The organism is Clostridium homopropionicum DSM 5847, from assembly GCF_001263795.1.
Classification (GTDB): domain Bacteria; phylum Bacillota; class Clostridia; order Clostridiales; family Clostridiaceae; genus Clostridium_H; species Clostridium_H homopropionicum.
The window spans coordinates 246,835-272,864 of sequence record NZ_LHUR01000042.1 but is presented as its reverse complement, the minus strand read 5'-3'; the positions used below and the strand labels follow the sequence as shown (position 1 = coordinate 272,864).

Sequence of the window (26,030 nt, the reverse complement as noted above, 5' to 3'; positions counted from 1 at the left end):
TATAGCTTAATAAATGCTTGAAAATAGCTGATTTAAGATTTGGCACAAAACCTGCTATACATTAAGAGTGAAAACATATTAACTTAACAACATAATTAGAAAGGGGAAGTAAAATGAAACCACTTGAAGGAGTAAAAGTACTAGATTTCACCGAAAAACTAACAGGAAGTTTAGCAACAATGTATTTAGCAAGTTATGGTGCTGAAGTTATTAAAGTGGAGAAGCCGAAAATAGGAGATCCAGTAAGAGCTTGGGAGCCTATAAAAAACGGCAAAAGTGTCTATTTTCAATATCTAAATAGAGGGAAAAAAAGTATAGATATAGACATTAATACTGAAGATGGAAGGAATATAATCAAAAAACTAGTTGAAAGATGTGATGTAGTATGTGAGAACTTCGCTCCAGGATTTATGGATAGTATAGGTCTTGGATATGAAAGTTTAAAGGAGATCAATTCTAAAATAATTTATGCTTCATGTTCATATTTTGGAAATAGTGGACCTTATAAAAATAAACTAGGAACTAGTATTGTAGCACAATCTTTAGGAGTTGCATTGGATATGACTGGAAACGTGGGGACTTATCCAATTAAACCGGGACCATCTGTAGCTGAACATTATAGTGCTGGATACCTTGCTACAGGTATTATGTTAGCTTTAATAAATAGAAAGCTAACTGGAGAAGGACAGAGTGTAGATATATCCTTATTAGATTCGATCTTCTCTTGTATAGAGGCAGCACCTGCAGCATGCTCACTAATTGGTGAAATACACACTAGAAAAGGAAACTTTGATCCTGCATGTGCACCATATGATTCTTTTAAAACAAATGATGGTTATGTTGCCGTAGGTGTAGCTACAGAAGATCAATGGGGTAAATTCTGTCACGTTATTAATATGCCGGAATTAATAGAAGATCCTAGATTTAAAACTAATGAGGGAAGATGTGATGATTATACTAATAAATTAAGGCCTATACTTGAAGCCTATACTTCAACAGTTTCTAAATATGAAATTGAAAACGGATGCAGAAAAGTGGGTGTTCCATGTGGAGCAGTTTTAGATATAGAAGAGATTATAAATCATCCTCAGATTACTGATAATAATTTTATGTTTGAAATGGAAGTAGAAGGAATAGGAACAGTAAAAGCTCCAACATTGCCACTAAAATTGAGTACTGAATCTGATGAATACAATAAAAATGTTCCGGAATTGGGGCAAAATACAAGTGAAATTTTAGCTGACTTATAATTAGACAATTAAATAATATATGCTTTATATTAACAATGTTGAAAGGAGAATTATCATGAGAATATTAGAAGGAGTAAAGGTTATTGATTTTACTCATGCTTATGCAGGGCCTTTTTGTGCACTTAACTTAGCTGATTTTGGTGCTGAGGTAATAAAAATAGAAAGAAGTACAGGTGATCAAGCAAGATCTTGGGGACCATTTAAAGATAATTATAGCGGATATTATGCATCCTTTAACAGAGGCAAAAAAAGTATAACACTAGATATTACAAGTGAAGAAGGAAAAAAGATAATTTTTGATTTAGTAAAAAATGCTGATATTGTTTGTTCAAATTTTAAAGCAGGAACATTAGAAAAATATGGTATAGGTTATGATGAGATGAAAGAAATAAAACCAGATATAATATACGCAACAATTTCTGGATTCGGAAATGACGGACCATTAAGCAAGTTCGCTGCTTATGATAACGTTATACAAGCTATGAGTGGCATTATGGATCTTACTGGATATCCAGAAGGAATTCCAACAAAAATTGGCCCTGCAATAGGGGATAGTTTTACTGGTTTAATTTTACTTTTAGGTGTAACAATAGCTTATTACAATAAATTAAGTACAGGTAAAGGTCAAAAAGTAGATGTAACTATGTTAGGATCATTATTCGCAATGCTTGAAAAACCTATTCTTGAATACACAAGTCTAGGAAATAAAATGTCCAGAATGGGTAACGCTAATCCTTATAAGGCACCGAATGACACTTACAAAGTTAAAGACGGTTTTGCTTCGTTATCAGTTATAAATGAAGATATGTGGATAAAATTCGCCAATTTAATAGGATCAGAACTCATAAATAATGAAAAATTTAAAGATAATACTAGTCGTGTGAAAAACGAAAAAGAATTAAAAACAATAATTGAAAAATATTTTGCAGATAAAACTAGAGAAGAAGTAACACAAAAAATGGAGGATTTAGGGATACCATGTGCTCCAGTAATAAATATTAAAGAGGCATTTGATAATCCTCAGTTAAATGCAAGAGATATGGTTGTTGAACTTGATGATCCAGGCGCTGGAAAAATGAAAGTAGTAGGAAACCCAATGAAGCTTTCAAAAACTCCGCCAGTAATTGAAATTCCATCTCCATTACTAGGACAAAATACTGAAGAAATTCTAGAGAGCATGGGATATAGTAGTGAAGAAATTGAAGATTTGCGTATTAAAAAAGTAGTTTAAATAAATTTATTTAAATTTTAATAATATTAAAGATTATAGAGGGAGGTATAAAAATGAACAAAGAAAGTAAGATTGATTATGCTCTTATGATTCCAGCTCTTATTATAACATTAGCAATTTCATTACCGTTAGCATTATTCAAAGAGCAAGGAGCAGGTATTGTTAACAAGGTATTTGCTTTCACAACTAGTAATTTTAAGTGGGCATTCTTGATATTTGGACTATTTTGTGTACTATTTCTTATTTGGCTTGGATGTAGTAAATACGGAAAAATTAAGTTAGGCGGTCCAGATGACAAACCTGAATTCTCCACATATACTTGGGCAGCTATGATATTTTGTGCAGGTATAGGTATTGCAATTGTTTATTGGGCATTTATAGAACCAGTATATTATATGGGAGGGCCTCCATTTGGCATAGAAAAAAATTCTACTTTAGCAGCTGAATGGGCAGGAGCACTTGGTCAATTCCATTGGGGTATTACTCCATGGGCTATATATGCACTACCAACATTTCCTATTGCGTATGCTATTCATGTTAAAAAAATTCCAGCTTTAAAACTTAGTACAGCTTGTAAAGGAATAATAGGTAAAAAAGCTGATGGAGCTTTAGGTAAAATTATAGATATTATTGTAATTTTTGCTATGGTTGGTGGAGTTGGAACATCTTTAGGACTTGCAGTACCACTTGTTACTACTTTGGTTGCAAGTGTACTTGGTATACAAGAAAGCATGACTTTACAATTAATTGTTTTAGGCGTTTCTACTGCAGTAATTGCTGGCACTGTTTGGTCAGGATTACAAAAAGGTATGGCGGCACTTTCAAATCTAAATACTTACGTTGCTTACTTTTTATTGTTATTTGTATTTTTACTTGGACCAACAATTTATATACTAAACTTATGGACAAATAGTCTTGGTATTCTATTTACAAATTTCTTTAGATTGAGTTTAGGGACAGATCCTGTTGCGAATGGAGGTTTCCCAGAAGCTTGGACAGTATTTTATTGGGCATGGTGGATTGCATATGCCCCTATGATGGGATTATTTGTAGCTAGAATTTCTAAAGGAAGAACTATAAGAGAAGTAGTTTTTGGAGAGTTAATATTTGGAAGTATTGGATGCTGGATATTCTTTGCAATATGGGGAGGATATGCAATTCACATACAAACGACTGGTATTTTAGATGTTGCTACCATAGTAGGAAAGGTAGGAACTGGGGGAACTATTGTAGCAATATTACAAACCTTACCTGCTGGAAAAGTATTAGTATTACCTGCTTTTATATTATTATGTGTAATCTTCTTGGCAACAACAATAAACTCAGCAGCCTTTACACTATCTTCTCAGGTTACTAAGAAAATTGCAGGAGATGAAGAACCACCTAGAGTAAATAGAACTTTATGGGCTGTATTACTTGGTGTATTTGCCCTAGGATTATTATTGGCAGGTGGATTAACAGCTGTACAGCTTTCATCAGTAGTTGCAGCATTACCACTAATTCCAATATTAATTCTAATGGTATTTTCCTTGATGAAATGGTTAAAAGAAGATTATGATGACGTTTTATCATCAGGTGAAGTAACATTGACTGAGGATAAAATTAAACCAGTGAATTAAATAAATTCTACAAAGTATTCTATTTATTATAAGGACTATATATTAAAAGAATAATACTAAATAATAAACCTTCTTCAATTGAAAATTGGGGAAGGTTTATCTACTATTAAGTATATTAAAATATTTATTAAGTTGATTATAAATGCTTAAAACAAGGTTTCTTCTAGAGCATCTATATCCAAAATAGTTATAGTTTTTTTATCATAGTCTATAAGCTCATCTTCCTTCATATTAATTAATTCTCTAGATAAGGAAGGGCGGGTAGTTCCAAATTGATCAGCCATCTCTTGTCTTGATGAGCTTACCTTAATTACAAGACTCTTTTGTTTTTTATATTCATCTAAAAGAAAGCTAGCTATTTTCTGTCTAATAGTCTGATAGGATAAGGTACGCAATATGTTGCTTAGATTTAAAATTCTATTTGATAGTACCTTCATAAAATTATGAAGAAAAGTCTTGTTACTGCTGCAAAGCTTTATTATATCATCTTGGTTAATATATAGAACCTTAGAATCAGTTGAAGAAGCTATGGTAGAAGGGTAGGTTCTTCTATTAGAAAAGATTATAGCTTCACCAAAAATATTTCCTTTTTGCATACGATTAATGGTAACTACCTTTCCAGAAGGATAATTTTTTTGCACTTCAATAGAACCTTCAAGTATAATGCCTATGCTTGAAATAGGATCATCTTCAAAAGCAATAATCTCTCCTTTTTTAAAGCTGGTTACTTTATAATTAATGCTTAACAGTATTTTTTCAGCTTCTTCAGCTGTAAAATTTTTAAACAAGGTACAATCTTTTAAATTATTTATGATATAATTCATAATGATTTAGCTCCTTAATTTATTTACAATTGTAACTTATGTTACATACTTAATAGCTTTATAATATTATAATTAACTTAATAAATCAAGTATTGTGTATACAAGGAGGAAATTATAATGAAAAGAAGAATTATAACTATAGATGAAAAAAAGTGTAATGGATGTGGAATTTGTGTAAATGCATGCCATGAGGGTGCTATACAAATGATAGATGGAAAAGCAAAGCTTATTAGTGATGAATACTGCGATGGTTTAGGAGACTGTCTTCCAGGATGTCCTACTGGCGCTATAGAAATAATTGAAAGGGAAGCTGAGGAATATAACGAAGAGAAGGTTAAACAAAGAATGGAAGAGAAAAAGAGAGAAGCGAAGGTAGAACCATTAGCATGCGGCTGCCCAGGAACTATGGCTAAGATGATTCAGAAACCAACAGTAAAGTTAGAAGTTAAAAAGCAGGTTAAAAGAGAAGAAGTTGAAACAAATGAAGGTGCTGTTTCAGAATTAATGCAATGGCCGGTTCAGCTAAATCTGATTAATCCGAATGCTAAATTTTTAGAAGGAGCAGATTTATTAATAGCAGCAGATTGTACGGCTTTTGCTTATGCTAATTTCCATAAGGACTTTATTAAAGGAAGAATTACTGCAATTGGATGCCCAAAATTAGATGACAACAATCACTATAAAGAAAAAATTACTCAAATATTAAGAGACAATGATATTAGAAGTATCAAGGTTATAAGAATGACAGTACCTTGCTGTGGCGGCATAGTTAGTTCTGTTAAAAGCGCTATGCTAGAAGCCAATAAAATAATTCCATATAGTGAAGTAATTATTGATGTTAATGGAGAAATAGTACAAAATATATAAGATATAGGAGGGGCCAGACCCCTGGGCACAATTCCCAGGGGTCTGGCCCCTTCTATGGTTTACCAGTGAGAATTAATCTGCTACAATAGGACATGGGAAAATGCGAAACATTTTCAGTAACCAGTAACCAATTCCCAGTAACCAATTAAGATGATCTTATTCGGTAAAACTATCTTTAATGGTTACTGGCTACTGGTTACTAAGAAAAGAAGGAAGTGAATAAAATGAGACAAGAAATTAAAGCGGATTTAGCCTTATTATCTGTAACACTGGTTTGGGGAACGAGCTTTCCTATAATGAGTGTAGCATTAAAACAGATGGGGCCTTATACTTTTTTATCTTTTAGATATTTAACTGCAGCATTGATTTTATTTTTTATGGTTTTTAAAAAGCTAAAAGATATTGATAGAAAAACTATTAAATCAGGAGCACTTATTGGCCTTGCTCTTTTTGTAGGGTGCATTCTTCAAATTGTTGGGCTAGTGTATACAACACCAAGTAAGTCGGGTTTTTTAACAGGAATGAATGTTATATTTGTGCCTTTCTTTATAGCTATGATTTATAAGCAGCTGCCTGATTTTAAGAGTGTTGCAGGTGTAATTTTTTCAGTATTAGGACTTGGGATAATGTCATTAGATTCTAATATGAGTATAAATTTTGGAGATATACTTACAATTATTTCAGCGGTAGCTTTTGCTGTTCAAATTATATTAGTTGATAAGTATGCTAGAGGTGTAGATATTGCAGTAATAAGTTTTCTTCAAATGTTTGTAATTGGTATTTTATCTTTTATACCAGCTGTTGCTGTTGAAGGCTTAAATTTTCCTGTTAATAAGTTTACTGTATCTTCAGTTGTTTATACTGCTATATTTTGTTCTATTTATGCCTATTATGTACAGAATAAGATGCAGCCATTTACAAAGCCAACTCACGCAGCTATTATATTTTTAGCTGAGCCTGTGTTCAGTGCTATATTTTCTGTATTCATAGGAGATGCTTTAACAGGTAAGGCACTAATAGGATGTTTATTTATTTTATTTGGTATGCTGGTGTTAAATATTAAGTTGCCAAAAAGACTAGTTCAATTAAAGGATTAGAATAGTATTTAAGACGATTAGTATTTATGAACAAAGTGTAAACAATATTCCCCCTCATGTTGAAGTTAAATAATTTAGTACTAGAATGAAATTAGGGTTGCATATTTATTTAATATTAATTTTAGGGGGGGAATTGCAATGAGTGTAAAAGACAGTATAGAAAAAAGTGTTAAGCAAAAAATGGTAAACACTGTACTTAACATTATTGACAGGGACCCAGAAAAAAATATTGATAAGATTTTTGAAGCAATCAAAAAGATTACCAAAAACAAACATGAACTAGAACAAATAGAGTTTGTTCACAACTATTATAAAACTCAACCATCTACCAATGAACTAATCCAGAGCATATTAAAAAATACAGACAAAAAGTGTTTAAAGAAGTTTTTTACTAATTTTTTGGCTAATGCTAACTGGTATGCAAGTTCTAAAAGGGAAAAATATCTAAAAGAAGAGGATACGAAAATTCCTTTTGTTATGCTAATTAGTCCAAGCATGCAGTGCAATTTAAGATGTGTGGGCTGTTATGCAACAGATTTACTTGATCAACCAAAGATTCCTATAGAAGAGGTTGATAGAATAATTGGGGAAGCAAGAGATATTGGTATATACTATATAGTAGTGTTAGGAGGAGAACCATTTTTTTATAAAGAACTGCTGGACATATACAAAAAGTATGATGATATAATCTTTTCTCCATTTACTAATGGAACTTTAATCAATGAAGAAATGGCGGACAAGTTAAAAGAGTTAGGTAATGTAGTGCCGATGCTATCAGTTGAAGGGGAAGAGGCGGAAACAGATGAGAGAAGAGGAAAAGGTACTTATAATAAGGTTATGCATGCTATGGACTTACTAAATGAAAGAGGTATATTATTTGGTGTTTCAACAGCCGTAACAAGATTAAATATAGATTCTGTATTGTCAGATAGATTTGTAGATAAATTGATTGAAAAAGGGGTAAAGATGAACTGGTACTTTTTATTTATGCCAGTAGGGTGTGAAAATCCTAACTTTGATTTAATGTTAACTCCTGAACAAAGAATTTATCTAGGAAAGCGAACACGTGAAATAAGAAAAACAAAACCTTATTTCACTTTAGACTTTTTCAATGACGCCCCTTTTGTTGGTGGATGTATAGCAGGAAAGTATTACTTCCATGTAAATGTTCACGAGGACTGTGAACCATGCATTTTTGCGCACTTTGCTACCCAAAATTTAAAAGGAAAGCATTTAATTAATATATTTAGAGATGCATTCTTTAAAGAATTAAGACATAGACAGCCATATAATAAAAACATGCTTAAGCCTTGCATGATGATAGATAATCCTAAAGTAATAAGAGAAGTATGCGAGAAAGTCGGTGCAAAACCAACTGATTTAGGCGCCGAAATTATGCTTAGGGATGAAAAATTTATAAATAATATAGAAAATATTGCTAAGGAGTTTTCACCTTATGCAGATGAAGCTTGGAAAGAAGTGTTTAATGAAAAAGGAAATGAAGCTTTTTCTAAGGGATGATGTGAAAATATAGAAAAGTTTACAGTGCATTACTGTAAACTTTTTTATATTGATCTAGAAAGTATTGATTTATAGGCTTCAAAAGTTTTTTTTGCAGTATTTTCCCAAGAAAATTTAGAAGCCTGTTTCAAGCCTTTTTCTCTAAAGATTTTTTTAAAGTCTTCATCATTTAGAAGCTTTATAAGGGTTTCTGGTAAAGCCATATTATCATTTGGATCAATAAGAAGTCCACTATCTTCAACTACCTCTGGTATAGAGGTAACCTTGGAAGTAATAACAGGAGCACCACAGCTCATGGCTTCTAAAGGAGGTAAACCAAAGCCTTCATAAAGAGAAGGGTATACAAAAGCTTCACAACAGTTATAGAAAATTGGAAGTTCTTCTTGCGGAATAAAACCAGTAAATACAATTTTTGAGGATAAATTAGAATATTTTTTGTTTAAATATTCTCCTAAATCTTTTCTTGCACCAGCTATTACAAGAATATAATCTTCATTTAAAAATGGAAAAACTTCTAGAAAGGAATTAATCAGAAGTTTTACATTTTTTCTTGGACTAAATCCGCCAACATATAGAATAAAAGGCTTATTTATATTATATTTTTTACCTATAAACTCTTTACATAGTTTTTTATCCAAAGGCTTATAGATACTGTCTGCTGCAAGGGGAGTTACGAAAATTTTTTCAGGATCTATAGGAAAGAATTTAAGTATATCCTTTTTAGAATACTCGGAAACTGTTATTATTCCTTCTACATTTTGTATTAGATTAGGGACCTCCTTTAAAAATTTTAAAAGATATCCCTTGCCTACGGTTTCAGGCATAACATAGGGAATAAGATCGTGAATAGTAATTACTTTTTTACAATTACCTTCTAGATTTAACCCTATTCCATTTTGAGGAACATGGTAAATATCTATATTTGCCTTAATTAAATCTTCATTAATATAGTTTTGTTCAAAAAATCTTGTATGCTTTTTAGAGGTCATTATTATACTAGTATTGCTTTTAATAAAGTCCTCCCAATTCCTTTCTGACCAATATAGTCTATAATAATTGTCTTTATCTATATTTAAAAGACTCCTAACAACATTATCTGTATAAGTACCAATGCCGGTACCATGATACCAATTGATACCCCTAGCATCAATGGCTATTCTCATAAATTCCTCTCCTTAAAAAAATACCTATATATATATTTATATTAGGGTAGGCATAAAAATGTGATATAAATCCTTAACACTTTCAATTATTCACACACTAAAATTATATTCATATAATAAAAATATATAAATAATTTGGAGGAAGGTCTCTTGAATACCCAAGATGTGAAAGAGATAGTTGAGAGAGAATATAATTTAGACATTCAAAGAATAGAGAAAATAAAAAATGTATTTAAGCTAAACTCTTCAAGTGGAGAATTCTGTTTAAAATTAATCCACTATGAATTCAAACACTTCTACTTTATTCTAAGTGCTATTAAGCATCTTCAAAAAAATCAATTTGAAAAAATACCAGAAATAATTAAGACAAAAGATCATTGTGATTATATTACTCTAGGTTCAAAATATGCTTATTTAACTAATTGGGTAAATGGTAGGCTTTGCAATTATGATAATCCTTTAGATATATCTAAGGCTGTTTTAAAGCTTGCTGAACTGCACATAAAAAGCAGAAACTTTATAGTTACAAATGATATGAAACCTAGGATAGGATGGTTAAAATGGATTGAAACATATAAGACTAGAAAAAATGAAATTTTAGATTTTAAAAATAGGATTGATAAAAAATCTAAAAAGACTCAATTTGATATGCTTTATTTGTCCATTATGAATCAAGAACTAGAGAGAGCTGAAAGCTCTATAAATCATCTAATTAAAAGTGATTATATGAATAAAATGAAGAAAGAGATATTGAATAGGGGCTTTTGTCATCATGATTATGCCCATCACAATGTGTTAATAGATAAGGAGGATTCCTTAAATATTATTGATTTTGATTATTGTATTTTGGATACTCACCTTCATGATCTATCTAGTATTCTTATAAGAACTATGAAGTATGGAAGATGGGATATTGAAAAAGCTAAAGATATTTTTAATGTGTATAGCTCCTACATTTGGATTTATAAAGAAGATATCCCCATTATTTCAGCTTTTATTGAATTTCCTCAGGATTATTGGCAGAGGGGGATTCAATGTTATTGGGAAGAGAAGGATTGGGGTGAAGAATTCTTTATAAAGAAGCTTGAAAAGTATATAGAAGATAGGGAGCATAGAAGCGATTTTGTAAAAGAATTGATAAGTAGTATTTAGAAAAAGGGAGGTTTTACAATGAGTAGGCATGAAGATAAGGAAATGAATTATATTGATACAGATGAAATGGAAATAGATGAATATGATAAAGAGTTAGTGGAACTTAAGGATTATATAAAAAAGCTGAAAAAAATAAAAAGGAGACAAAAGAAACTTAAAGAGCTAGAAAAAGAAAAGAAAAATATAATTAAGAAAATGAATAAAAAGGATAGATAGAGGTGGAATTGATGAACAATTTAGCTCATGTAGCCTTCTTAGAATATGCGAAGCAAAGAGGCATTATAGAAAATAGCTTAAATGAAGAATTAAAGCTAAATAAAAGCATGAGAGAAGAAAGTGCACTAGACTACCTAAAACTTATAAGTGAATTTCATAAAAAAATTATGGGCTATAATGATTATATATGCTATAGACTCCAAGACAAGCGTGGTAGAATCCTTGAACAATATAAAATTTTTTTTAAGAAAGCTACTAGAGAGCTTCAGAGTATTAGAAATAAGGAAGAGCTTAATTCCTTTGAAAAGGTATCCCTCGAATATGGAGAAACATATTTAAAAATATCACAAAAGTGCATTGAAGAAATAAGTAATAATGGATATTTAGAACTTATTAAAAGGAGCATGAATAGATGCGAGATAGTGCTAGGAGATAATAATATTAACAATATTAGAAAGGGGGAGTTTATTGAAGTAGCTTGTTTAAAAGAATGTGCCTATGATTTAGTAGAATTAGATGCAGTTTATTATCTAAATAAGCTTATAAAAAAGGGAATTAAATTAGATTATGAGAAGCTGCTTGTAAAGTTTTGCGAATTTGAATATTTAAGTCACTATAGTCTTAGCTTTATGAAAGCGATGATTACCTTTCCACATGAATTCATTAGGTGCTTTATAAAGGGTACAAGTAAGCAGACTGAATATGATGTAAATAATTATCTAAATAAGCTTAAAAAGTCTATAGAGATAAGTAATATAAATTTATTATAAAGGAGGTGTTCACATGTTAGAAAATATAAAGTTCAAAGATAAGAAGGCTTTAGTTCAGTATGATTTAGATATTGATATTTTTAACAATTTTACGTTTTTAGTAGAAGACATAATTCCTGTAAGAAAGGTGTTTATACTTGTTACTAATGAGGGTAATAAGATTTTGAAAAAAATTGATCTTACAGTAGACGACATTAATTTCATATATTCTGGATTAGAATATATAAGAAAAAATTTTTTTCACAGGGTTTTTTCTTTTGTATTAAATAAAGAAGGGAAACCTTACTTTACATGGAATGATAAGACCTATTGCGTAATGGATTTAATTAATGCTAGAGAAAGTGAATATAGTAATCCTTTAGATATAGAAACTTGTTCAAAGTCCATTGGAGAACTTCACAAGGCTTCAGAAGGTTTCAAGTATAAAAGTCCTACCAGATTTCAATGTGGAAAGACAATAAATAATTTTAAAAGAAAGCTACAGGAACTTGAGCTATTTAAAAATCTAGCTGAAATCAATGAGGAAAAAAGTGAATTCGATAAAATATTTATTGATGGGTTTGAATATTATAAGAATCAAATATTGAAAAGTATAAATATTATAGAAAAATCTAGTTACTATAAATTGTGCAGTGAGGAAGACAAAATAGTTCTTTGTCATCATGATTTAGCTCATCATAATATTTTAATAAAAGAAGATGAAGCTTATTTTGTTGATTTTGATTACTCCGTTATAGATTTGAAGGTTCACGATTTATGCAATTTTATTAATAAAATAGAGAAAACTTGTGCCTATGATATAGATAAAACTATAATGGTATTAAACAATTATTCAATCATAAATAGCATTAATAAACAAGAATTAGAAGTGCTATACGGTTTACTTATTTTTCCACAGGATATTTTTAATATTGTTAAAGCTTATTATACAAGAACTAAGGATTGGAACTACGAACTTTTCCTAGAAAAATTAATTAAAAAGAACAATTTCAAGGAAGATAGAGAGGAATATTTGAAAATTTATAAAGAAATATATTGTTGAATAATTAATGAATTTTAGGCTAATATTTTGATATAGCCTAAAATTTTTTTATTGACAAAAAGTTCTAGGTATAATATAATAAGCTTAGTAAGACGGTAGGAATAGTAGGAAAACATAAATAGTTTTTAAGGGAGTGGAATAATGAAGATTTCTACAAAAGGAAGATATGGATTAAAAGCTATGATTGACCTAGCACTTTACTCAGATAGTGAGAATAGTATAACCCTAAAAAGTATATCGGAAAGACAAGATGTTTCTGAACGATATTTAGAGCAGATTTTCTCAGCTTTGAGAAAAAATGATCTTGTAAAAAGTATTAAAGGACCACAGGGAGGGTATATGCTGAGCGAAGAGGCAAGCAAGATAACAGTGGGCAAGATTTTAAGAGCTTTGGAAGGGGATATTAGTATAGTATCTCTAGAAGAAGATGGCAATAATAAAATTGACAGATGTATAAGAGAAAATGTATGGACAAAAATTAACGAAGCAATAGATGAAATTGTAGATTCTATAACCTTAGAAGACCTAGTATGGGAATACAATAAAATTGGTAGTGAGGCTTATATGTATTATATTTAGCTATATTACCTATTAGTTATGGGCAAAGAAGGAAATGTCATTTTAAATAAAGAAGGGGAGGTTTTATCATGAAAATAGTAAAAAATTTAATTGAGTTAATCGGAAACACACCATTAATTGAATTAGAAAAATTTCAAAGAGCTAATAAATTAGATGCAAAAGTTATTGGTAAAATAGAATATTTTAATCCGGCAGGAAGTATAAAAGATAGAATTGCTTATGCGATGATAGAAGATGCTGAAGAAAGAGGATTAATTAATAAAAATTCAGTTATAATTGAGCCTACTAGTGGAAATACTGGGGTTGGTCTTGCGTTTGTATCAGCAGTAAAAGGTTATAGATTAATTTTAACTATGCCGGAATCAATGAGTATTGAAAGAAGAAAAATACTACAGGCCTATGGAGCAGAGCTAGTTTTAACTCCAGCAGCAGAAGGAATGAAAGGGGCTATTGCAAGGGCAGAAGAGTTATCAAAAGAAATACCAAACTCATTCATACCTCAACAGTTCAATAATCCTGCTAATGCTGAAATTCACAGAAAAACTACTGCAGAAGAAATTTGGAGAGATACAGATGGTCAAGTTGACATATTTGTAGCAGGAGTTGGAACAGGTGGAACAATAACTGGAGTAGGAGAAGCTTTAAAAGCTAAAAATTCTAATGTAAAAGTAGTAGCTGTTGAACCAGAAGATTCTCCTGTTCTATCAGGAGGAAAGCCAGGTGCTCATAAGTTACAAGGTATAGGAGCAGGTTTCATACCAGGAGTATTAAATACAGAAGTATTTGACGAGATAATTAAAGTTGCAAACGATGATGCTTTTGCAGTTACAAGAGAGCTTGCAACTACTGAAGGGCTATTAGTTGGAATATCTGCAGGGGCAGCAGTTTTTGCAGCTAAGCAATTGGCACAAAGGGAAGAGAACAGAGGCAAAAATATAGTTGTTATACTTCCTGATACAGGACAAAGATATTTATCAATACCAACATTATTTGAAGAATAAAATTTATATAGAACTATAGATAAAACTTTCCTCATATGATGGAAAGTTTTATCTAAGTTTAGGGAAATTTTTAAGGTCTGTGAATTAGGAGGAAGCTTAATTGGAATTAAATAATGAAATATATATGGATAACAGTGCAACTACAAAACCCTATGAAGAAGTAATAGAAGCTGTGGTAGATATAATGAGGAATTATTATGGAAATCCATCTTCTTCTCATTCATATGGACTTAAAAGCGAGAAAAAACTAAATGAGTCGAGAGAAATAATTGCAAGAACTTTAAACTGTTCAAAGGAAGAAATAGTATTTACTTCTGGTGGAAGTGAAAGCAATAACTTTTTAATAAAAGGTTTTGTAAAGAGAAATGTGCATATAATAACATCAAAAATAGAACATGCAAGTGTACTGAATACTTTCAAGGAATTAGAAAATCAGAAAATTAGGGTCACTTATTTAGATACGGATCATAAAGGGCAAATTAATTTAGAGCAGTTATCTAATAGTATAAATAAAGATACTGTACTAGTAAGTATTATGCATGTAAACAATGAAATAGGTACTATACAGGACATCAATTTAATTGGTAAAGTCATAAAGGAAAAAAGCATCAGAGCTAAGTTTCATGTAGACGCTATTCAAAGTTATGGGAAGCTGCCTATAGATGTAAAAAAGGCCAATATAGATTTACTTTCTATAAGTGGACATAAGATTCATGGACCTAAAGGAGTGGGAGCAGCCTATATTAAAAAAGGACTTAATCCAATGCCATTAATAATAGGTGGAGGACAAGAGAGAAAATTAAGAAGCGGAACTGAAAATGTGCCCGCTATTGTAGGACTTTCTATTGCTGCAGAAATAAAACATAAAAAACTGAAGGATAATTTTAACAAAGTATTAGCTCTTAAAAATTACTTTATAAAAAAGTTAAAGGAAATAGAAGGAGTAAAAATAAACAGTGATGGAGATAGTTATTCACCTTATATATTAAATGTTTCTTTTATAGGAGTTAAGGGAGAAGTTTTGCTTCATGCTCTCGAAGAAAGGAATATATACACTTCTACAGGATCAGCCTGTTCATCAAAACTACAAGAGAAAAGCCATATACTTCAGGCAATTGGTCTTAAAGAAGATGAGATTTATGGTTCTATAAGATTCAGTTTTAGTGAATTCAATACTGAAAAGGAAGTAGATTACGTAATAAAGGAATTGAAAAATTTGATGACATTTCTAAGGAGATTGAAAAAATGAGAAAGTTAATTCTTGTAAAGTATGCATCAGAAATATTTTTAAAAGGACTAAACAAAAGAAAATTTGAAAGAAAGCTGTTAGAGAATATAAAGGAAGCACTACAGGAAATTCAATACCAATTTATTATGGACCAAAATAGATTGTTTATAGCTTCTGATAGTATTGAAGAGGTTATAGATAAGGTAAAAAAGGTCTTTGGAATATCAAGTATAGCATTAGTTACTGAAGTGGAAGCGGAACTTGATGCAATAAAAGAAAAGGCTTTAAAAGAAGCAAAAGAAAGCAAAGCTAAAACCTTTAAGATAAATACAAAGAGAGCAAATAAAACCTTCCCTATAACTTCTATGGATTTAAGCAGGGAGGTAGGAGCTTACATTTTAGAGAATTCTGAAGATTTGCAGGTAGACGTTCATAATCCAGAATGCCTTATTAATATTGAAATAAGAGAGAAATCATATATATATTCTAGATCTATTAATGCTGTAGGAGGAATGCCATATAAAACTAACGGCAAAACAATGCTGATGTTATCAGGAGGCATTGATTCTCCAGTAGCCGGGTATATGATGGCAAGAAGAGGAGTAGAAGTAAGCTCAGTATATTTTCACAGTCATCCATATACTAGTGAAAGAGCTAAAGAAAAAGTAAAACAGTTATGTGAGGAATTAACGAATTACACAGGAAGCATGGAATTATTTGTAGTGCCTTTTACTGAAATTCAAATTGAAATTATAAATAAATGTAGAGAAGATGAACTGACAATAATTATGAGAAGAATCATGATGAGAATAGCGTGTGAAATGGCAAAAAAATATGAAATACAATCAGTTACAACAGGAGAAAGTATGGGGCAAGTAGCAAGCCAGACTATGGAAGGTCTAGTAGTAAGTAATGCTGTAGCTGACAGACCAGTATTCAGACCCTTGATTGGAAATGATAAAGAAGATATTATGGATATAGCAAGAAAAATAGGAACTTATGATATATCTATTCTGCCTTATGAAGATTGCTGCACTATTTTTGTTCCAAAACATCCTAAGACTAAGCCTAGACTTGAAGCTATAAGTAAATCTGAAGAGGCTTTAGACATAAACAGACTAGTTCAAGAAGCTATAAATAATACTGAACTTATTAAGTTTTAAAGTTTATATTTCGAAAGGGGAGAAAAAAGGTTACTAAAGGTACCTTTATAGAAAATATGAATAAAGAAGTATATATAGATTATGCGGCTACAACCTATTTAAAAAAAGAAGTATTAGATGAGATGTTACCATACCTTACTGAACATTTTGGAAATCCTTCTTCAGCTCATTCTATGTCAAGAGAGGGGAAGAAAGCTATTTTCGACTCTAAAGTAAAGGTAGCAAAAGCTATAAACGCAAGTAGAGAAGAGATCTTTTTCACATCTGGAGGATCAGAGGCAGACAACTGGGCAATTAAGGGAGCAGCTTTTAAACTTAGAGATAAAGGTAATCATATTATTACATCAAAAATTGAACATCATGCTATTTCAAACACTTGTAAATATCTTGAGGAACAAGGCTTTAAGGTAACTTATATTCCAGTAGATGAAGAAGGAATTATTAAGCTAGATGCTTTGGAAAAAGCCATGAATAGTAAAACTATAATAGTATCAGTTATGTTTGCCAATAATGAAGTGGGAAGTATTCAACCTATAAAGCAAATTGGAGAATTGTGCAGAAAAAAAGGCATTATATTTCATACGGATGCAATCCAAGCAGTTGGTCAAGTGGAAGTAGACGTAAAGGACATGAATATAGATTTATTATCTCTATCTGCTCATAAGTTTTATGGGCCAAAAGGAATTGGGGTCCTTTACATAAGAAAAGGAATAAATATTCATAATTTAATTCATGGCGGTTCTCAAGAAAGAGCAAAAAGAAGCGGAACTGAAAATGTGGCTGGAATTGTAGGCTTAGGAAAAGCAATAGAACTAGCCGTAGATAACCTTAAAGATGAAAGTGAAAGGCTTATAAACCTAAGAGATAGGTTAATAAAAGGGTTATTAAAAATAAAGGGTTCAAAATTAAATGGACCTTTAGGAAATAAAAGACTACCAGGTAATGTAAATGTCAGCTTTAAAGGTGTTAATGGAGAAGCACTGCTTATTGCTCTTGATAGAAAAGGTATTTATGCTTCGGCAGGAAGTGCCTGTACAGCAGGATCTATAGAACCTTCTCATGTACTACAAAGTATGGGTATTTCAGATGAAATGAATAAAAGTTCAATAAGATTTTCTTTGGGAGCTAAAACTAATGAGTGTGATATTGATTACCTTATTGAAACTATAGAGAAGATAGTTGATGATATAAGAAATATCACATTGGAAGAAAGATTAATAAAATAATAATATTAGTAGTTAATCGCTAATCACTAATCCCTAGTCACTATAGAGACTAGCGACTAGGGACTAGCGATTTTTTTCCTATTTTCTAATAGTATTTTTATAAGCCTCTAATGTATTTTCTACAGTTTTATTCCAGCTAAATTCAGAGCTTCTCAAAAGAGATTTTTTTGCAAGGGAATTTCTAAATGCTTCATCTTCAAAAATATGAAGCATTTCTCTGCTTAATTCATCTATATCGTATGGATTAATGAGTATACCAGCATCACCTACTACTTCAGGAATTGAAGTTAAATTAGAGGCTATAATTGGTATACCACAGGCCATAGCTTCGATAGGGGGAAGACCAAAGCCTTCGTAAAGTGAAGGATAAACAAATAGTTTGCAGGCATTATAGAATAGAGGCATATGCTCTAAAGGAATAAAACCTGGAAATATAACTTTTTCGCTAACATTATAATCTTCAGCAGTTTTTTTATATAAACTATAAGATTTACCTTTATTTCCTACAATAACAAGCTTAATGTCTCTATTTTTTAATTTATTTTCTATTTTGCTAAAGGCTTGAATCAATCCAACTATATTTTTCCTTGGACTAAATCCTCCTACATATAAAATGAAATCCCCAGAGATATAGTAGTTTTCTTTTATAAATCTACTGCATTTATCCTTGTCTAAAGGCAAATAAATTTCTTCGTTAGCCAAATGAGTAACAAATATTTTTTCAGCAGGAAAATTAAAAGCAGAAATTATATCTTGTTTAGAAAAGTTGGAAACAGTAATTATTCCATCACACTTAGAAATAATAGTGGGCATTTCCTTAAGAAATATATCTAAATATACTTCACCTACAGTTTCGGGCATCCTATAGGGAATAATGTCATGTAGAGTTATTATGAAAGGACAAGTTTTTTCCTTGGGAAGTCCTACTCCATTCTGAGGAACATGATACAAATCAATATCCTCGCTTTTTAAAATAGTAGGAATATTAACCTCATCCCAAAAGTTTACTTGTAGATCTTGATTTATATTTTTGATTTCATAATTAGAATTAAATTTTATATCAATGCTATTTGTTTGGGGCATAAAAAGAAGATATTTATTTATTATGTCTATTTTATTTAAAGAATTAATAAGCTGATAAGAATAAGTACCTATTCCAGTTCCTCTGTACCATTTTGCTGCACGTGAATCAATTCCTATTTTCATAGAGCATCCCTTCAAAAAAGTAATAGTAAAGTATAATTCAGTATATTGCAGATTATATAAAAATGTTAATAAATCCTTATGAATAAAAAAACCTTCTAAAATATATATTTTATACATATAAATTTATAGGGGAGGCGGTAAAAAATGATGAGGGAGTTTGAAATTGAAAGGCAATTCGATATTAGAATAGAAAGTATAAAACCCAATAAAGGAGTATACTTCTTGAAAACAAACAAAGGTATGAAATGCTTAAAAAGGATAAGCTACGGCATACAGAAACTTTGTTTTGTATATGGTGCAAAAGAACATTTAATTACTAATGGATTTACTCATGTAGATAAATACACTTTAAATATTCAGGAAGAGCCTTATGCACTTGTAAATGAAGATATTTATACTCTTTCAGATTGGATTGATGGCAGGGAATGCGATTTTCATAATAATGAGGATATAGAGAAAGCTGCAAAAGCATTGGCATATATGCACTTAGCTTCAAAGGGATATGATCCTCCTGAAAATAGCAAATTAAAAAGTGACTTAGGTAGATGGCCTCACCTTATGCAAAAAAGGGTAAAGGCTTTAGAAAAAATGAGAGATATGGCAAGAAAAAAAAACAGAAAGGGAGATTTTGATTTAAATTATATAAAGAGTATTGATTTTTATAAGGAATTAGGAAAGAGGGCAATAAAAGTTCTTGATGATTCTGATTATATAGGCATATGTAAGACTACAGAAGAAGAAAAGAGCTTCTGCCATCACGACTACACATATCATAATATAATAATAGATAAGGACGACAATATTAATATAATTGATTTTGACTACTGTAAAAGGGAAGTAAGGACATACGATATTGCAAACTTTATAACCAAGGTATTAAAAAGACGTGAGTGGAACATAGAATTTGCTAAGTTAATTATTGATGCTTACAATGAAGTCAGTAAATTAACTGAGGAGGAGTACAGAGTATTATTTGCATTCCTAATTTTCCCTCAACGTTTCTGGAGGCTAGGTAACAGATATTATTATAATGAGGTAAACTGGGGAACTAACACCTTTAATAAAAAAATTCTAGGTTTAATTGGAGAACAGGAGCAGTATATTAAATTTATTGATGAGTTCAAGAAAGTCTATAATCAAAATGAGGATTTATGAATAAAATAATTTTTCTATATAAAGCCATGTAAGATACTATTACCTTATATGGCTTTATTGTTGAGATTGATGATAGTTGAAATATGTTGATGAAGATTGCAATATAATGTAATATTATAAATATATTACTGTTATTATTTTTGGATAGGAGGAAGTTTAATAAACAGTTTATATAAGTTTATTAAATTATTTTTAGGATGAATGAAGATATTAGAATCAAGAGTATTGGAGAACTGAAAAGAGGAGCTAAAGAAAAGCTAAAAGGAAATTGGGGAATTGCAATATTACTAACCTTTCTTGCAACCTTGATAACTAATGCTTTTTCCTTTAGTGGAGAGATTTCAAATCTAATAGATATTATTTCAAGAGGATTAGATTCATTAAATACTAGTATTGAACAAATTTCAGAGGGAACATTAGCTGTTACTATTTTGGTTAGGCTAGGAATGATTATAAATTTATTGATTGGCGGCAGTATTTCCTATGGAATATCTAAATTTTTTCTTAACTTAATAAGAAAAGAAAAGCTAAAGGTGGAAACTCTCTTTAGCGGCTTTAAGTATTTTGGTAAAAACTTTCTTATACAATTGATTGTGGGGATTTTTTCTTTTTTGTGGAGTTTAGTTATATGGATTCCAGCAATTATTTTGATTATCATAATTATTATATCTCAAGCATCAACTCTAGATATTTTTTATGATCCTAACATATCATTTAGCCTAATTGCAGGATTATTAGCTATTATAATAATAGCAGCTATTTTATGCTCCACTATAAGCTATTTATTAATAGCTCGTTATGCAATGACCTATTATATTTTTGTAGATAATCCGGATTTTGCAGTTATGGAATGTATAAGTGCAAGTAAGGAAATAATGGAAGGAAATAAAGTAAGACTTTTACTTTTGCAGATTAGTTTTATAGGATGGCACATTTTATCAATAATAACATTATTCATAGGATATCTTTGGATTATTCCTTATATAAATTCTTCTATAGCAGAATTTTATAATAACTTAAAAGAAATTTCTGAGCCTAAAGCTGAGAATATAATAGAGGATAAAATAGAAATTACCTTAGAAAAAAATCAAGATGAACAATAGTAAGCTTTCACCTATGAACAATATTTCATATCTAACATACTATGAAAGTAGAACTTTTATTATGTTGGGGATGATACATTGGACATAGGTGATTTAGTTGTAAGAAAATCTTATGGAAAAGATATAACTTTTAAAATAATTGAAATTAAAAAAATAAAGGATTCAACTCTATATATACTTAAGGGAATAAATTTAAGAATAATTGCAGATTCCCCTTCAGAAGATTTAGAATTAGTTTCTGAAGAAATAATGAGTAAAAAAGAGGCTACTTTTAATCGAAAGGTAAATGGTTCCATAAAGAAGATACTTATGAGTAGAATGGATGAAAAAGGGTATAGATCTGAGGTGGAAATAAGTAGGAGTAAAAGTGCAAAGCCGACTAAGGATAAGGCACCATCAATGCTCTTTGGGAGACCTGGAAGAGTTTTGCACATAGATGGAGATGCGGAATATTTGGATGTATGTTTAAAAACCTATAAGCAATTATCTGTAGAAGCGGTTGGACATGTGATACCTGAAGCAGATCAGCCAAAACGAATACTAACCCTAGTAAAATCAGTAAAACCTGACATAGTAGTTCTCACTGGTCATGACGCTATTATAAAAGGTGCAGAAGACTACATGAATATTGATAATTATAAAAACTCAAAGTTTTTTGTTCAATCAGTAACAGAGCTTAGAAACTACGAACCTAATTATGATGACTTAGTGATATTTGCAGGTGCGTGTCAATCTTGTTATGAAGCTATATTGGATGCAGGTGCTAACTTTGCAAGCTCCCCTAATAGAATATTAATACACTGCTTAGATCCCGTATTCATATCAGAAAGGGTAGCATATACAAATGTAGAAAAGATAGTATCAGTTCAGGATCTGATAGAGAATACTATAACAGGGGTTGAGGGTATTGGAGGACTTCAAACTAGAGGCAAGTATAGGGAAGGCTTTCCTAAATCAAAATATTCTTAGAAAAATTTTAATTTATATTTTAATAATTTTGTAACAAATTTTTTAATAAATAATAATAAAATATTGTATATATAATAGCATTATTGAGAATAATATCACTATAATTGTCTAATAAATAGTATTTTGGCTTCAAGACAAGGTTTTTGCTTGAAGCTTGATTTGTTTACAGAAAATTCACATTGACAAGTATAATAAGTTAGTGATAAAATATTAAGTTATTTGACAATTAAGCGTATTTGTTGTATAATATACTTTGTAGAAAGAGGGTGCTAGTTATGGAAAAAATGAATGTATTAGCGTCCATAAAAAGTCAAATTGATGACCATATAGGAGAAAAAGTGACGCTACGAGCTAACAACGGCAGAAGAAAGATAATAGTGAGTAGTGGAGTCTTAGAAAAAACATATCCTAGCATATTCGTTGTTAGATTGGAAGAAGACACCCAAAGGACAGTCACATATAGTTACTCAGATGTTTTGACAAAAACAGTTCAAATAGACTTCGCAGGATAAAAGTGATGCTGTATTTCAGTATCTCTTTTTTTTTATTCCATAAAAATAAAAAAATTTATTTTTGTATCATAATTTAAAACGATGAATTATATACATTAATCAGTAGGTATTTTATGGGAGGTAGGATGGATGACTATGGAGTTGATAAAGGAAAATATAGAATATGAAAAACTTTTAGGTGAACATACCCTAGACAATATGATTAAGGAGGATTATGTAATACCTGATGTGCAGCCAGATGTACAAAAGATACTTACTTTAGATGCAAAAGCTAAAATAACTGGTCAGGAAGTAATGCAAAATAAGATATTTGTAGAAGGACAAATAAGATATAATCTTATGTATTTAGCAAACGGTGAAAATAACAGTGAAGTTCATAATGTAATATATACTAGAGATTTTTCAAATTATATTGAAATGAGCGGAGCTAGAGCGGATATGACCTGTGAAATAGAGTGTAATATTGAACATATTGAGTGCAACATAATTAATGAGCGAAAAATATCAATTGAAGGTATTATGCAGTTAAAAGGTAAGGTATATAGAAAACTGGAGGTGCCAGTGATTAAGAACATTGAAGCCTTAGAGGATATTCAACTTCTAAAAAATCCTTCATCAATTGATAAAGTAATTGGAGTAGTAAAAGGGGAAATAATAGCAAAATCACGACTTCAAGTACCTATGGAAAAGGCTGAAATAGGTAAAATAATAAAATGTGATGTTACTATCCATAAAGGAGATACTAAACTTCTTGAAGGAAAAGTTCAAGTTGAAGGCTTTGCTAAAATACAAATTTTATATAAGGCATCTGGAAGCAGAGAACTTTCAAGTTTAGAGGAAGATATATTTATAAATAATGAGATAGAAGCTAGTGCTGTAAATTATTATATGGAAAGTAATACAGATTTTAAAGTAAAGGACGTAGATTTCGATATCAAAGAAGATGATTTAGGAGAAAATCGCATTGTAGATGTTGAAGCTATAATTACAAGCGAAACTAAGGTAATGCATAAAGAAGAGTTTAATATGATAGAAGATGCATATTCTCCTTCTAAAATATTGAGAATGGAAAAAAAGAACTACGACATGGATGTTACATTAGGACAGAATGTAGGAGATATTATTGTTAAGGAAAATCTTGAACTTCCAGCTGAAGCTTTAAAACCAGCAGAAGTATTGAATTCATCTGGTAAGGTAGTAGTAACAGATAAAAAAATACTTGAGGATAAGGTGCAAATTGAAGGGCTTATCAATGCATCTATAATATTTAAGACTAATGATGAAGATAATTATGTAGCTGCAGTTAATGAGCAGGTGCCTTTTAGCTGCAATGTTGACATGCCAGGAGCCAAAATAGATATGGATGCTATTGTGAAAGCAAATCTAGAAAGTCTAGACGCCTATGTTGAAGCTAGTACTATTGCTATAAAGGCTTTGGTAAAAGTTTATGCAAAGGTAACTTATAAGGCTCATAAGGAGTTCTTAGAAGATATACTTCCTTCTGATGAAGAAGTAATAAAGAAAAAAGCAAGTATTACTATCTATATAGTTCAAGATGGGGATACTCTGTGGAAAATTGCAAAAAAATACTTTGCAACTGTGGAAGATTTACTGAAAATAAATGATTTGGAAGGTGAAAATATTTCTGTTGGTCAAAAATTGATAATTCCTGGAAGAGCAGTAATTTAAGAATTTTACGACGTAAAATTCTTAGTGACCAGTAACCAATTCCCAGTAACCAGTGTTATTAATCCTACTGGCAACTGGTCACTGGTTACTGGTTACCTAAGAAAAATGCGTCGCATTTTTCTTCAGTTGCGTAGCAACTAATCAAACATAAACTAACTTCCCCTTTATTTAAAATATGTCATTATGATATAATATCTTAGTTAAATTAAACTAAAAAATATGGGGGAAAAACAATGTTAGTAAAAGCATATGCTAAGATAAATTTGTCTTTAGATGTAGTTGGAAAACGAGATGATGGCTATCACTTACTCCAAATGATAATGCAAAATATAGAATTATACGATTTATTAGATATAGAAAAAAATAATGAAGATATTACTCTAGAGTGTAATAAGATTTATGTGCCTAGGGATGAAAGAAACTTAGCATATAAGGCAGCAAAGCTTTTTATTGATACTTATGATATAAAAGGAGGAGTGAGTATAAAGCTTATTAAAAATATCCCTGTAGCTGCAGGACTTGCAGGAGGGAGCACTGATGCTGCTGCTGTGCTTAATGCAATGAACAAAATATATAACTTGAATCTTAACTTTCAGGAGCTTAGTAGCTTAGGACTAAAAATAGGTGCTGACGTTCCTTACTGCATAAGGGGAGGAACAGCCTTGTGCGAGGGTATAGGTGAAATTATCACTCCAATTGAGCCTTTTAAGGGACATATCTTAGTTCTAATTAAACCTAATTTTGGTGTATCTACTAAAGAGGTTTATAAAAATTTAGATTTAAATAAAGTATATAAGCATCCAAATACATTTGACTTAATTAAAGCAATAGGAGAAAATGATATTCAATATGTAAGCGAGAATATGAAAAATGTTCTGGAAAATGTTACTTTGAGAAAACATCAAATATTAAAAGATATAAAGGAAAAAATCATAAGGATGGGTGCTTTAGGTGCTATGATGAGCGGAAGTGGTCCGTCTATGTTTGGATTCTTTGATGATATGTTGAAGGCTCAAAGATGCTATGATCATTTCAAGGAGAAATATAGCGAAGTATTTATAACTAAAACAATATAGAATTACAAGAAATAATATTTAAAACACTATGTTTTGTTTTGGCAGACATAGTGTTTTTTATTTTTGACTGGAGTTTTTAATGTATATTTTAAAATTTAATACAAAAAATACAGTAAGGAAAGTGGGAGTGATTTAAATGAGGGTTATAAATCTTTTTGGAGGTTATTTTTTAGCTTTAATAATTATAGACTTCCTATTGCTTGGTTTATTAGATGCGAATGAATTTAGAAAAAAGGGTCAATTCAATGTGGAGAAAAAAGCAAAATTAGTAGGTAGGGTATTAATTATTATTGGAGTTGTGTTGTTTATAGCTAGATTTTCTATGAAATGATAGTTTATTTACCTAAAGTATTTTTAATTTAAATTAGGTA

The 26,030-nt window shown here is 30.6% G+C and carries 25 protein-coding genes; 22 read left to right on the top strand and 3 right to left on the bottom strand.

The window, feature by feature from the left end; genetic code table 11:
* The first annotated feature begins 113 nt into the window (after nucleotides 1–113).
* Genes CLHOM_RS16380 through CLHOM_RS16370 form a run of 3 tightly spaced genes read left to right on the top strand, consistent with a single transcriptional unit; the run spans nucleotide 114 to nucleotide 4,100 of the window.
* Nucleotides 114–1,250 carry a CaiB/BaiF CoA transferase family protein gene (locus CLHOM_RS16380; protein ID WP_052222759.1) on the top strand — a complete coding sequence of 379 codons (1,137 nt, stop codon included), beginning with the start codon at nucleotides 114–116 and terminating at the stop codon, nucleotides 1,248–1,250.
* A 55-nt stretch (nucleotides 1,251–1,305) separates the two neighbouring features.
* Nucleotides 1,306–2,481 carry a CaiB/BaiF CoA transferase family protein gene (locus CLHOM_RS16375; protein WP_052222758.1) on the top strand — a complete coding sequence of 392 codons (1,176 nt, stop codon included), beginning with the start codon at nucleotides 1,306–1,308 and terminating at the stop codon, nucleotides 2,479–2,481.
* A gap of 53 nt (nucleotides 2,482–2,534) precedes the next feature.
* The gene (locus tag CLHOM_RS16370; protein ID WP_052222757.1) at nucleotides 2,535–4,100 is read left to right on the top strand and encodes a BCCT family transporter; all 1,566 of its coding nucleotides are present in this window, start codon (nucleotides 2,535–2,537) and stop codon (nucleotides 4,098–4,100) included.
* Nucleotides 4,101–4,246: 146 nt separating this feature from the next.
* Here CLHOM_RS16370 and CLHOM_RS16365 read toward each other — a convergent pair whose 3' ends face one another.
* Entirely contained in the window at nucleotides 4,247–4,924 is a 678-nt protein-coding gene (locus CLHOM_RS16365) for a Crp/Fnr family transcriptional regulator (RefSeq protein ID WP_052222756.1), read from the bottom strand.
* A 117-nt stretch (nucleotides 4,925–5,041) separates the two neighbouring features.
* On the opposite strand from CLHOM_RS16365, the gene CLHOM_RS16360 reads away from it, so the two are divergent.
* The 3 genes from CLHOM_RS16360 to CLHOM_RS16350 all read left to right on the top strand — a co-directional run bounded on the left by CLHOM_RS16360 (nucleotide 5,042) and on the right by CLHOM_RS16350 (nucleotide 8,409).
* Nucleotides 5,042–5,791 carry an ATP-binding protein gene (locus CLHOM_RS16360; protein WP_052222755.1) on the top strand — a complete coding sequence of 250 codons (750 nt, stop codon included), beginning with the start codon at nucleotides 5,042–5,044 and terminating at the stop codon, nucleotides 5,789–5,791.
* 224 nt (nucleotides 5,792–6,015) lie between these two features.
* On the top strand, nucleotides 6,016–6,888 hold the full coding sequence (locus tag CLHOM_RS16355) for a DMT family transporter (protein ID WP_052222754.1): 873 nt from the start codon (nucleotides 6,016–6,018) through the stop codon (nucleotides 6,886–6,888).
* A 138-nt stretch (nucleotides 6,889–7,026) separates the two neighbouring features.
* Nucleotides 7,027–8,409 carry a radical SAM/SPASM domain-containing protein gene (locus tag CLHOM_RS16350; RefSeq protein ID WP_052222753.1) on the top strand — a complete coding sequence of 461 codons (1,383 nt, stop codon included), beginning with the start codon at nucleotides 7,027–7,029 and terminating at the stop codon, nucleotides 8,407–8,409.
* Nucleotides 8,410–8,453: 44 nt separating this feature from the next.
* Here the strand turns inward: CLHOM_RS16350 and CLHOM_RS16345 are convergent, their stop codons facing one another.
* Nucleotides 8,454–9,572: a glycosyltransferase family 4 protein gene (locus CLHOM_RS16345; RefSeq protein WP_052222752.1), complete on the bottom strand. Its 1,119-nt coding sequence runs from the start codon at nucleotides 9,570–9,572 to the stop codon at nucleotides 8,454–8,456.
* 150 nt (nucleotides 9,573–9,722) lie between these two features.
* Here CLHOM_RS16345 and CLHOM_RS16340 point away from each other — a divergent pair, with 150 nt between their 5' ends.
* The 9 genes from CLHOM_RS16340 to nifS all read left to right on the top strand — a co-directional run bounded on the left by CLHOM_RS16340 (nucleotide 9,723) and on the right by nifS (nucleotide 17,949).
* Nucleotides 9,723–10,724 (top strand): CotS family spore coat protein, encoded by a 1,002-nt coding sequence (locus CLHOM_RS16340; protein ID WP_052222751.1) that lies wholly within the window; start codon nucleotides 9,723–9,725, stop codon nucleotides 10,722–10,724.
* Nucleotides 10,725–10,742: 18 nt separating this feature from the next.
* Nucleotides 10,743–10,940, top strand: coding sequence for a hypothetical protein (locus CLHOM_RS16335; RefSeq protein ID WP_052222750.1), 198 nt, complete (start codon nucleotides 10,743–10,745; stop codon nucleotides 10,938–10,940).
* An 11-nt stretch (nucleotides 10,941–10,951) separates the two neighbouring features.
* Complete coding sequence (locus tag CLHOM_RS16330) at nucleotides 10,952–11,710, top strand: hypothetical protein (RefSeq protein WP_052222749.1); 759 nt, start codon at nucleotides 10,952–10,954, stop codon at nucleotides 11,708–11,710.
* A gap of 13 nt (nucleotides 11,711–11,723) precedes the next feature.
* A complete protein-coding gene (locus tag CLHOM_RS16325) occupies nucleotides 11,724–12,752 on the top strand; it encodes a CotS family spore coat protein (protein ID WP_052222748.1) in 1,029 nt (342 codons plus the stop codon).
* Nucleotides 12,753–12,893: 141 nt separating this feature from the next.
* Nucleotides 12,894–13,331, top strand: coding sequence for an RrF2 family transcriptional regulator (locus CLHOM_RS16320; RefSeq protein WP_052222747.1), 438 nt, complete (start codon nucleotides 12,894–12,896; stop codon nucleotides 13,329–13,331).
* A 65-nt stretch (nucleotides 13,332–13,396) separates the two neighbouring features.
* Complete coding sequence (gene cysK, locus CLHOM_RS16315; RefSeq protein ID WP_052222746.1) at nucleotides 13,397–14,332, top strand: cysteine synthase A; 936 nt, start codon at nucleotides 13,397–13,399, stop codon at nucleotides 14,330–14,332.
* A 124-nt stretch (nucleotides 14,333–14,456) separates the two neighbouring features.
* On the top strand, nucleotides 14,457–15,581 hold the full coding sequence (locus tag CLHOM_RS16310) for a cysteine desulfurase family protein (RefSeq protein WP_052222907.1): 1,125 nt from the start codon (nucleotides 14,457–14,459) through the stop codon (nucleotides 15,579–15,581).
* Nucleotides 15,578–16,723 carry a tRNA uracil 4-sulfurtransferase ThiI gene (gene thiI, locus CLHOM_RS16305; RefSeq protein ID WP_052222745.1) on the top strand — a complete coding sequence of 382 codons (1,146 nt, stop codon included), beginning with the start codon at nucleotides 15,578–15,580 and terminating at the stop codon, nucleotides 16,721–16,723. Before CLHOM_RS16310 ends, thiI begins: the two co-directional genes overlap by 4 nt.
* Nucleotides 16,724–16,779: 56 nt before the next feature.
* Complete coding sequence (gene nifS / locus CLHOM_RS16300; RefSeq protein ID WP_052222744.1) at nucleotides 16,780–17,949, top strand: cysteine desulfurase NifS; 1,170 nt, start codon at nucleotides 16,780–16,782, stop codon at nucleotides 17,947–17,949.
* A gap of 78 nt (nucleotides 17,950–18,027) precedes the next feature.
* On the opposite strand, the gene CLHOM_RS16295 is transcribed toward nifS, so the two are convergent.
* On the bottom strand, nucleotides 18,028–19,155 hold the full coding sequence (locus CLHOM_RS16295) for a glycosyltransferase family 4 protein (RefSeq protein ID WP_052222743.1): 1,128 nt from the start codon (nucleotides 19,153–19,155) through the stop codon (nucleotides 18,028–18,030).
* Between the two features lie 144 nt (nucleotides 19,156–19,299).
* On the opposite strand from CLHOM_RS16295, the gene CLHOM_RS16290 reads away from it, so the two are divergent.
* The 7 genes from CLHOM_RS16290 to CLHOM_RS16260 all read left to right on the top strand — a co-directional run bounded on the left by CLHOM_RS16290 (nucleotide 19,300) and on the right by CLHOM_RS16260 (nucleotide 25,990).
* Entirely contained in the window at nucleotides 19,300–20,310 is a 1,011-nt protein-coding gene (locus tag CLHOM_RS16290) for a CotS family spore coat protein (RefSeq protein WP_052222742.1), read from the top strand.
* A gap of 197 nt (nucleotides 20,311–20,507) precedes the next feature.
* The gene (locus CLHOM_RS16285; RefSeq protein ID WP_052222741.1) at nucleotides 20,508–21,413 is read left to right on the top strand and encodes a DUF975 family protein; all 906 of its coding nucleotides are present in this window, start codon (nucleotides 20,508–20,510) and stop codon (nucleotides 21,411–21,413) included.
* A gap of 78 nt (nucleotides 21,414–21,491) precedes the next feature.
* Complete coding sequence (gene yabG, locus CLHOM_RS16280) at nucleotides 21,492–22,382, top strand: sporulation peptidase YabG (RefSeq protein ID WP_052222740.1); 891 nt, start codon at nucleotides 21,492–21,494, stop codon at nucleotides 22,380–22,382.
* A gap of 275 nt (nucleotides 22,383–22,657) precedes the next feature.
* Nucleotides 22,658–22,894, top strand: coding sequence for a Veg family protein (locus tag CLHOM_RS16275; RefSeq protein ID WP_052222739.1), 237 nt, complete (start codon nucleotides 22,658–22,660; stop codon nucleotides 22,892–22,894).
* Between the two features lie 129 nt (nucleotides 22,895–23,023).
* A complete protein-coding gene (locus CLHOM_RS16270; RefSeq protein ID WP_052222738.1) occupies nucleotides 23,024–24,583 on the top strand; it encodes a DUF3794 and LysM peptidoglycan-binding domain-containing protein in 1,560 nt (519 codons plus the stop codon).
* A gap of 233 nt (nucleotides 24,584–24,816) precedes the next feature.
* On the top strand, nucleotides 24,817–25,659 hold the full coding sequence (gene ispE, locus CLHOM_RS16265; RefSeq protein ID WP_052222737.1) for a 4-(cytidine 5'-diphospho)-2-C-methyl-D-erythritol kinase: 843 nt from the start codon (nucleotides 24,817–24,819) through the stop codon (nucleotides 25,657–25,659).
* Nucleotides 25,660–25,795: 136 nt separating this feature from the next.
* Entirely contained in the window at nucleotides 25,796–25,990 is a 195-nt protein-coding gene (locus tag CLHOM_RS16260) for a CLC_0170 family protein (RefSeq protein WP_052222736.1), read from the top strand.
* Nucleotides 25,991–26,030: the final 40 nt, after the last annotated feature.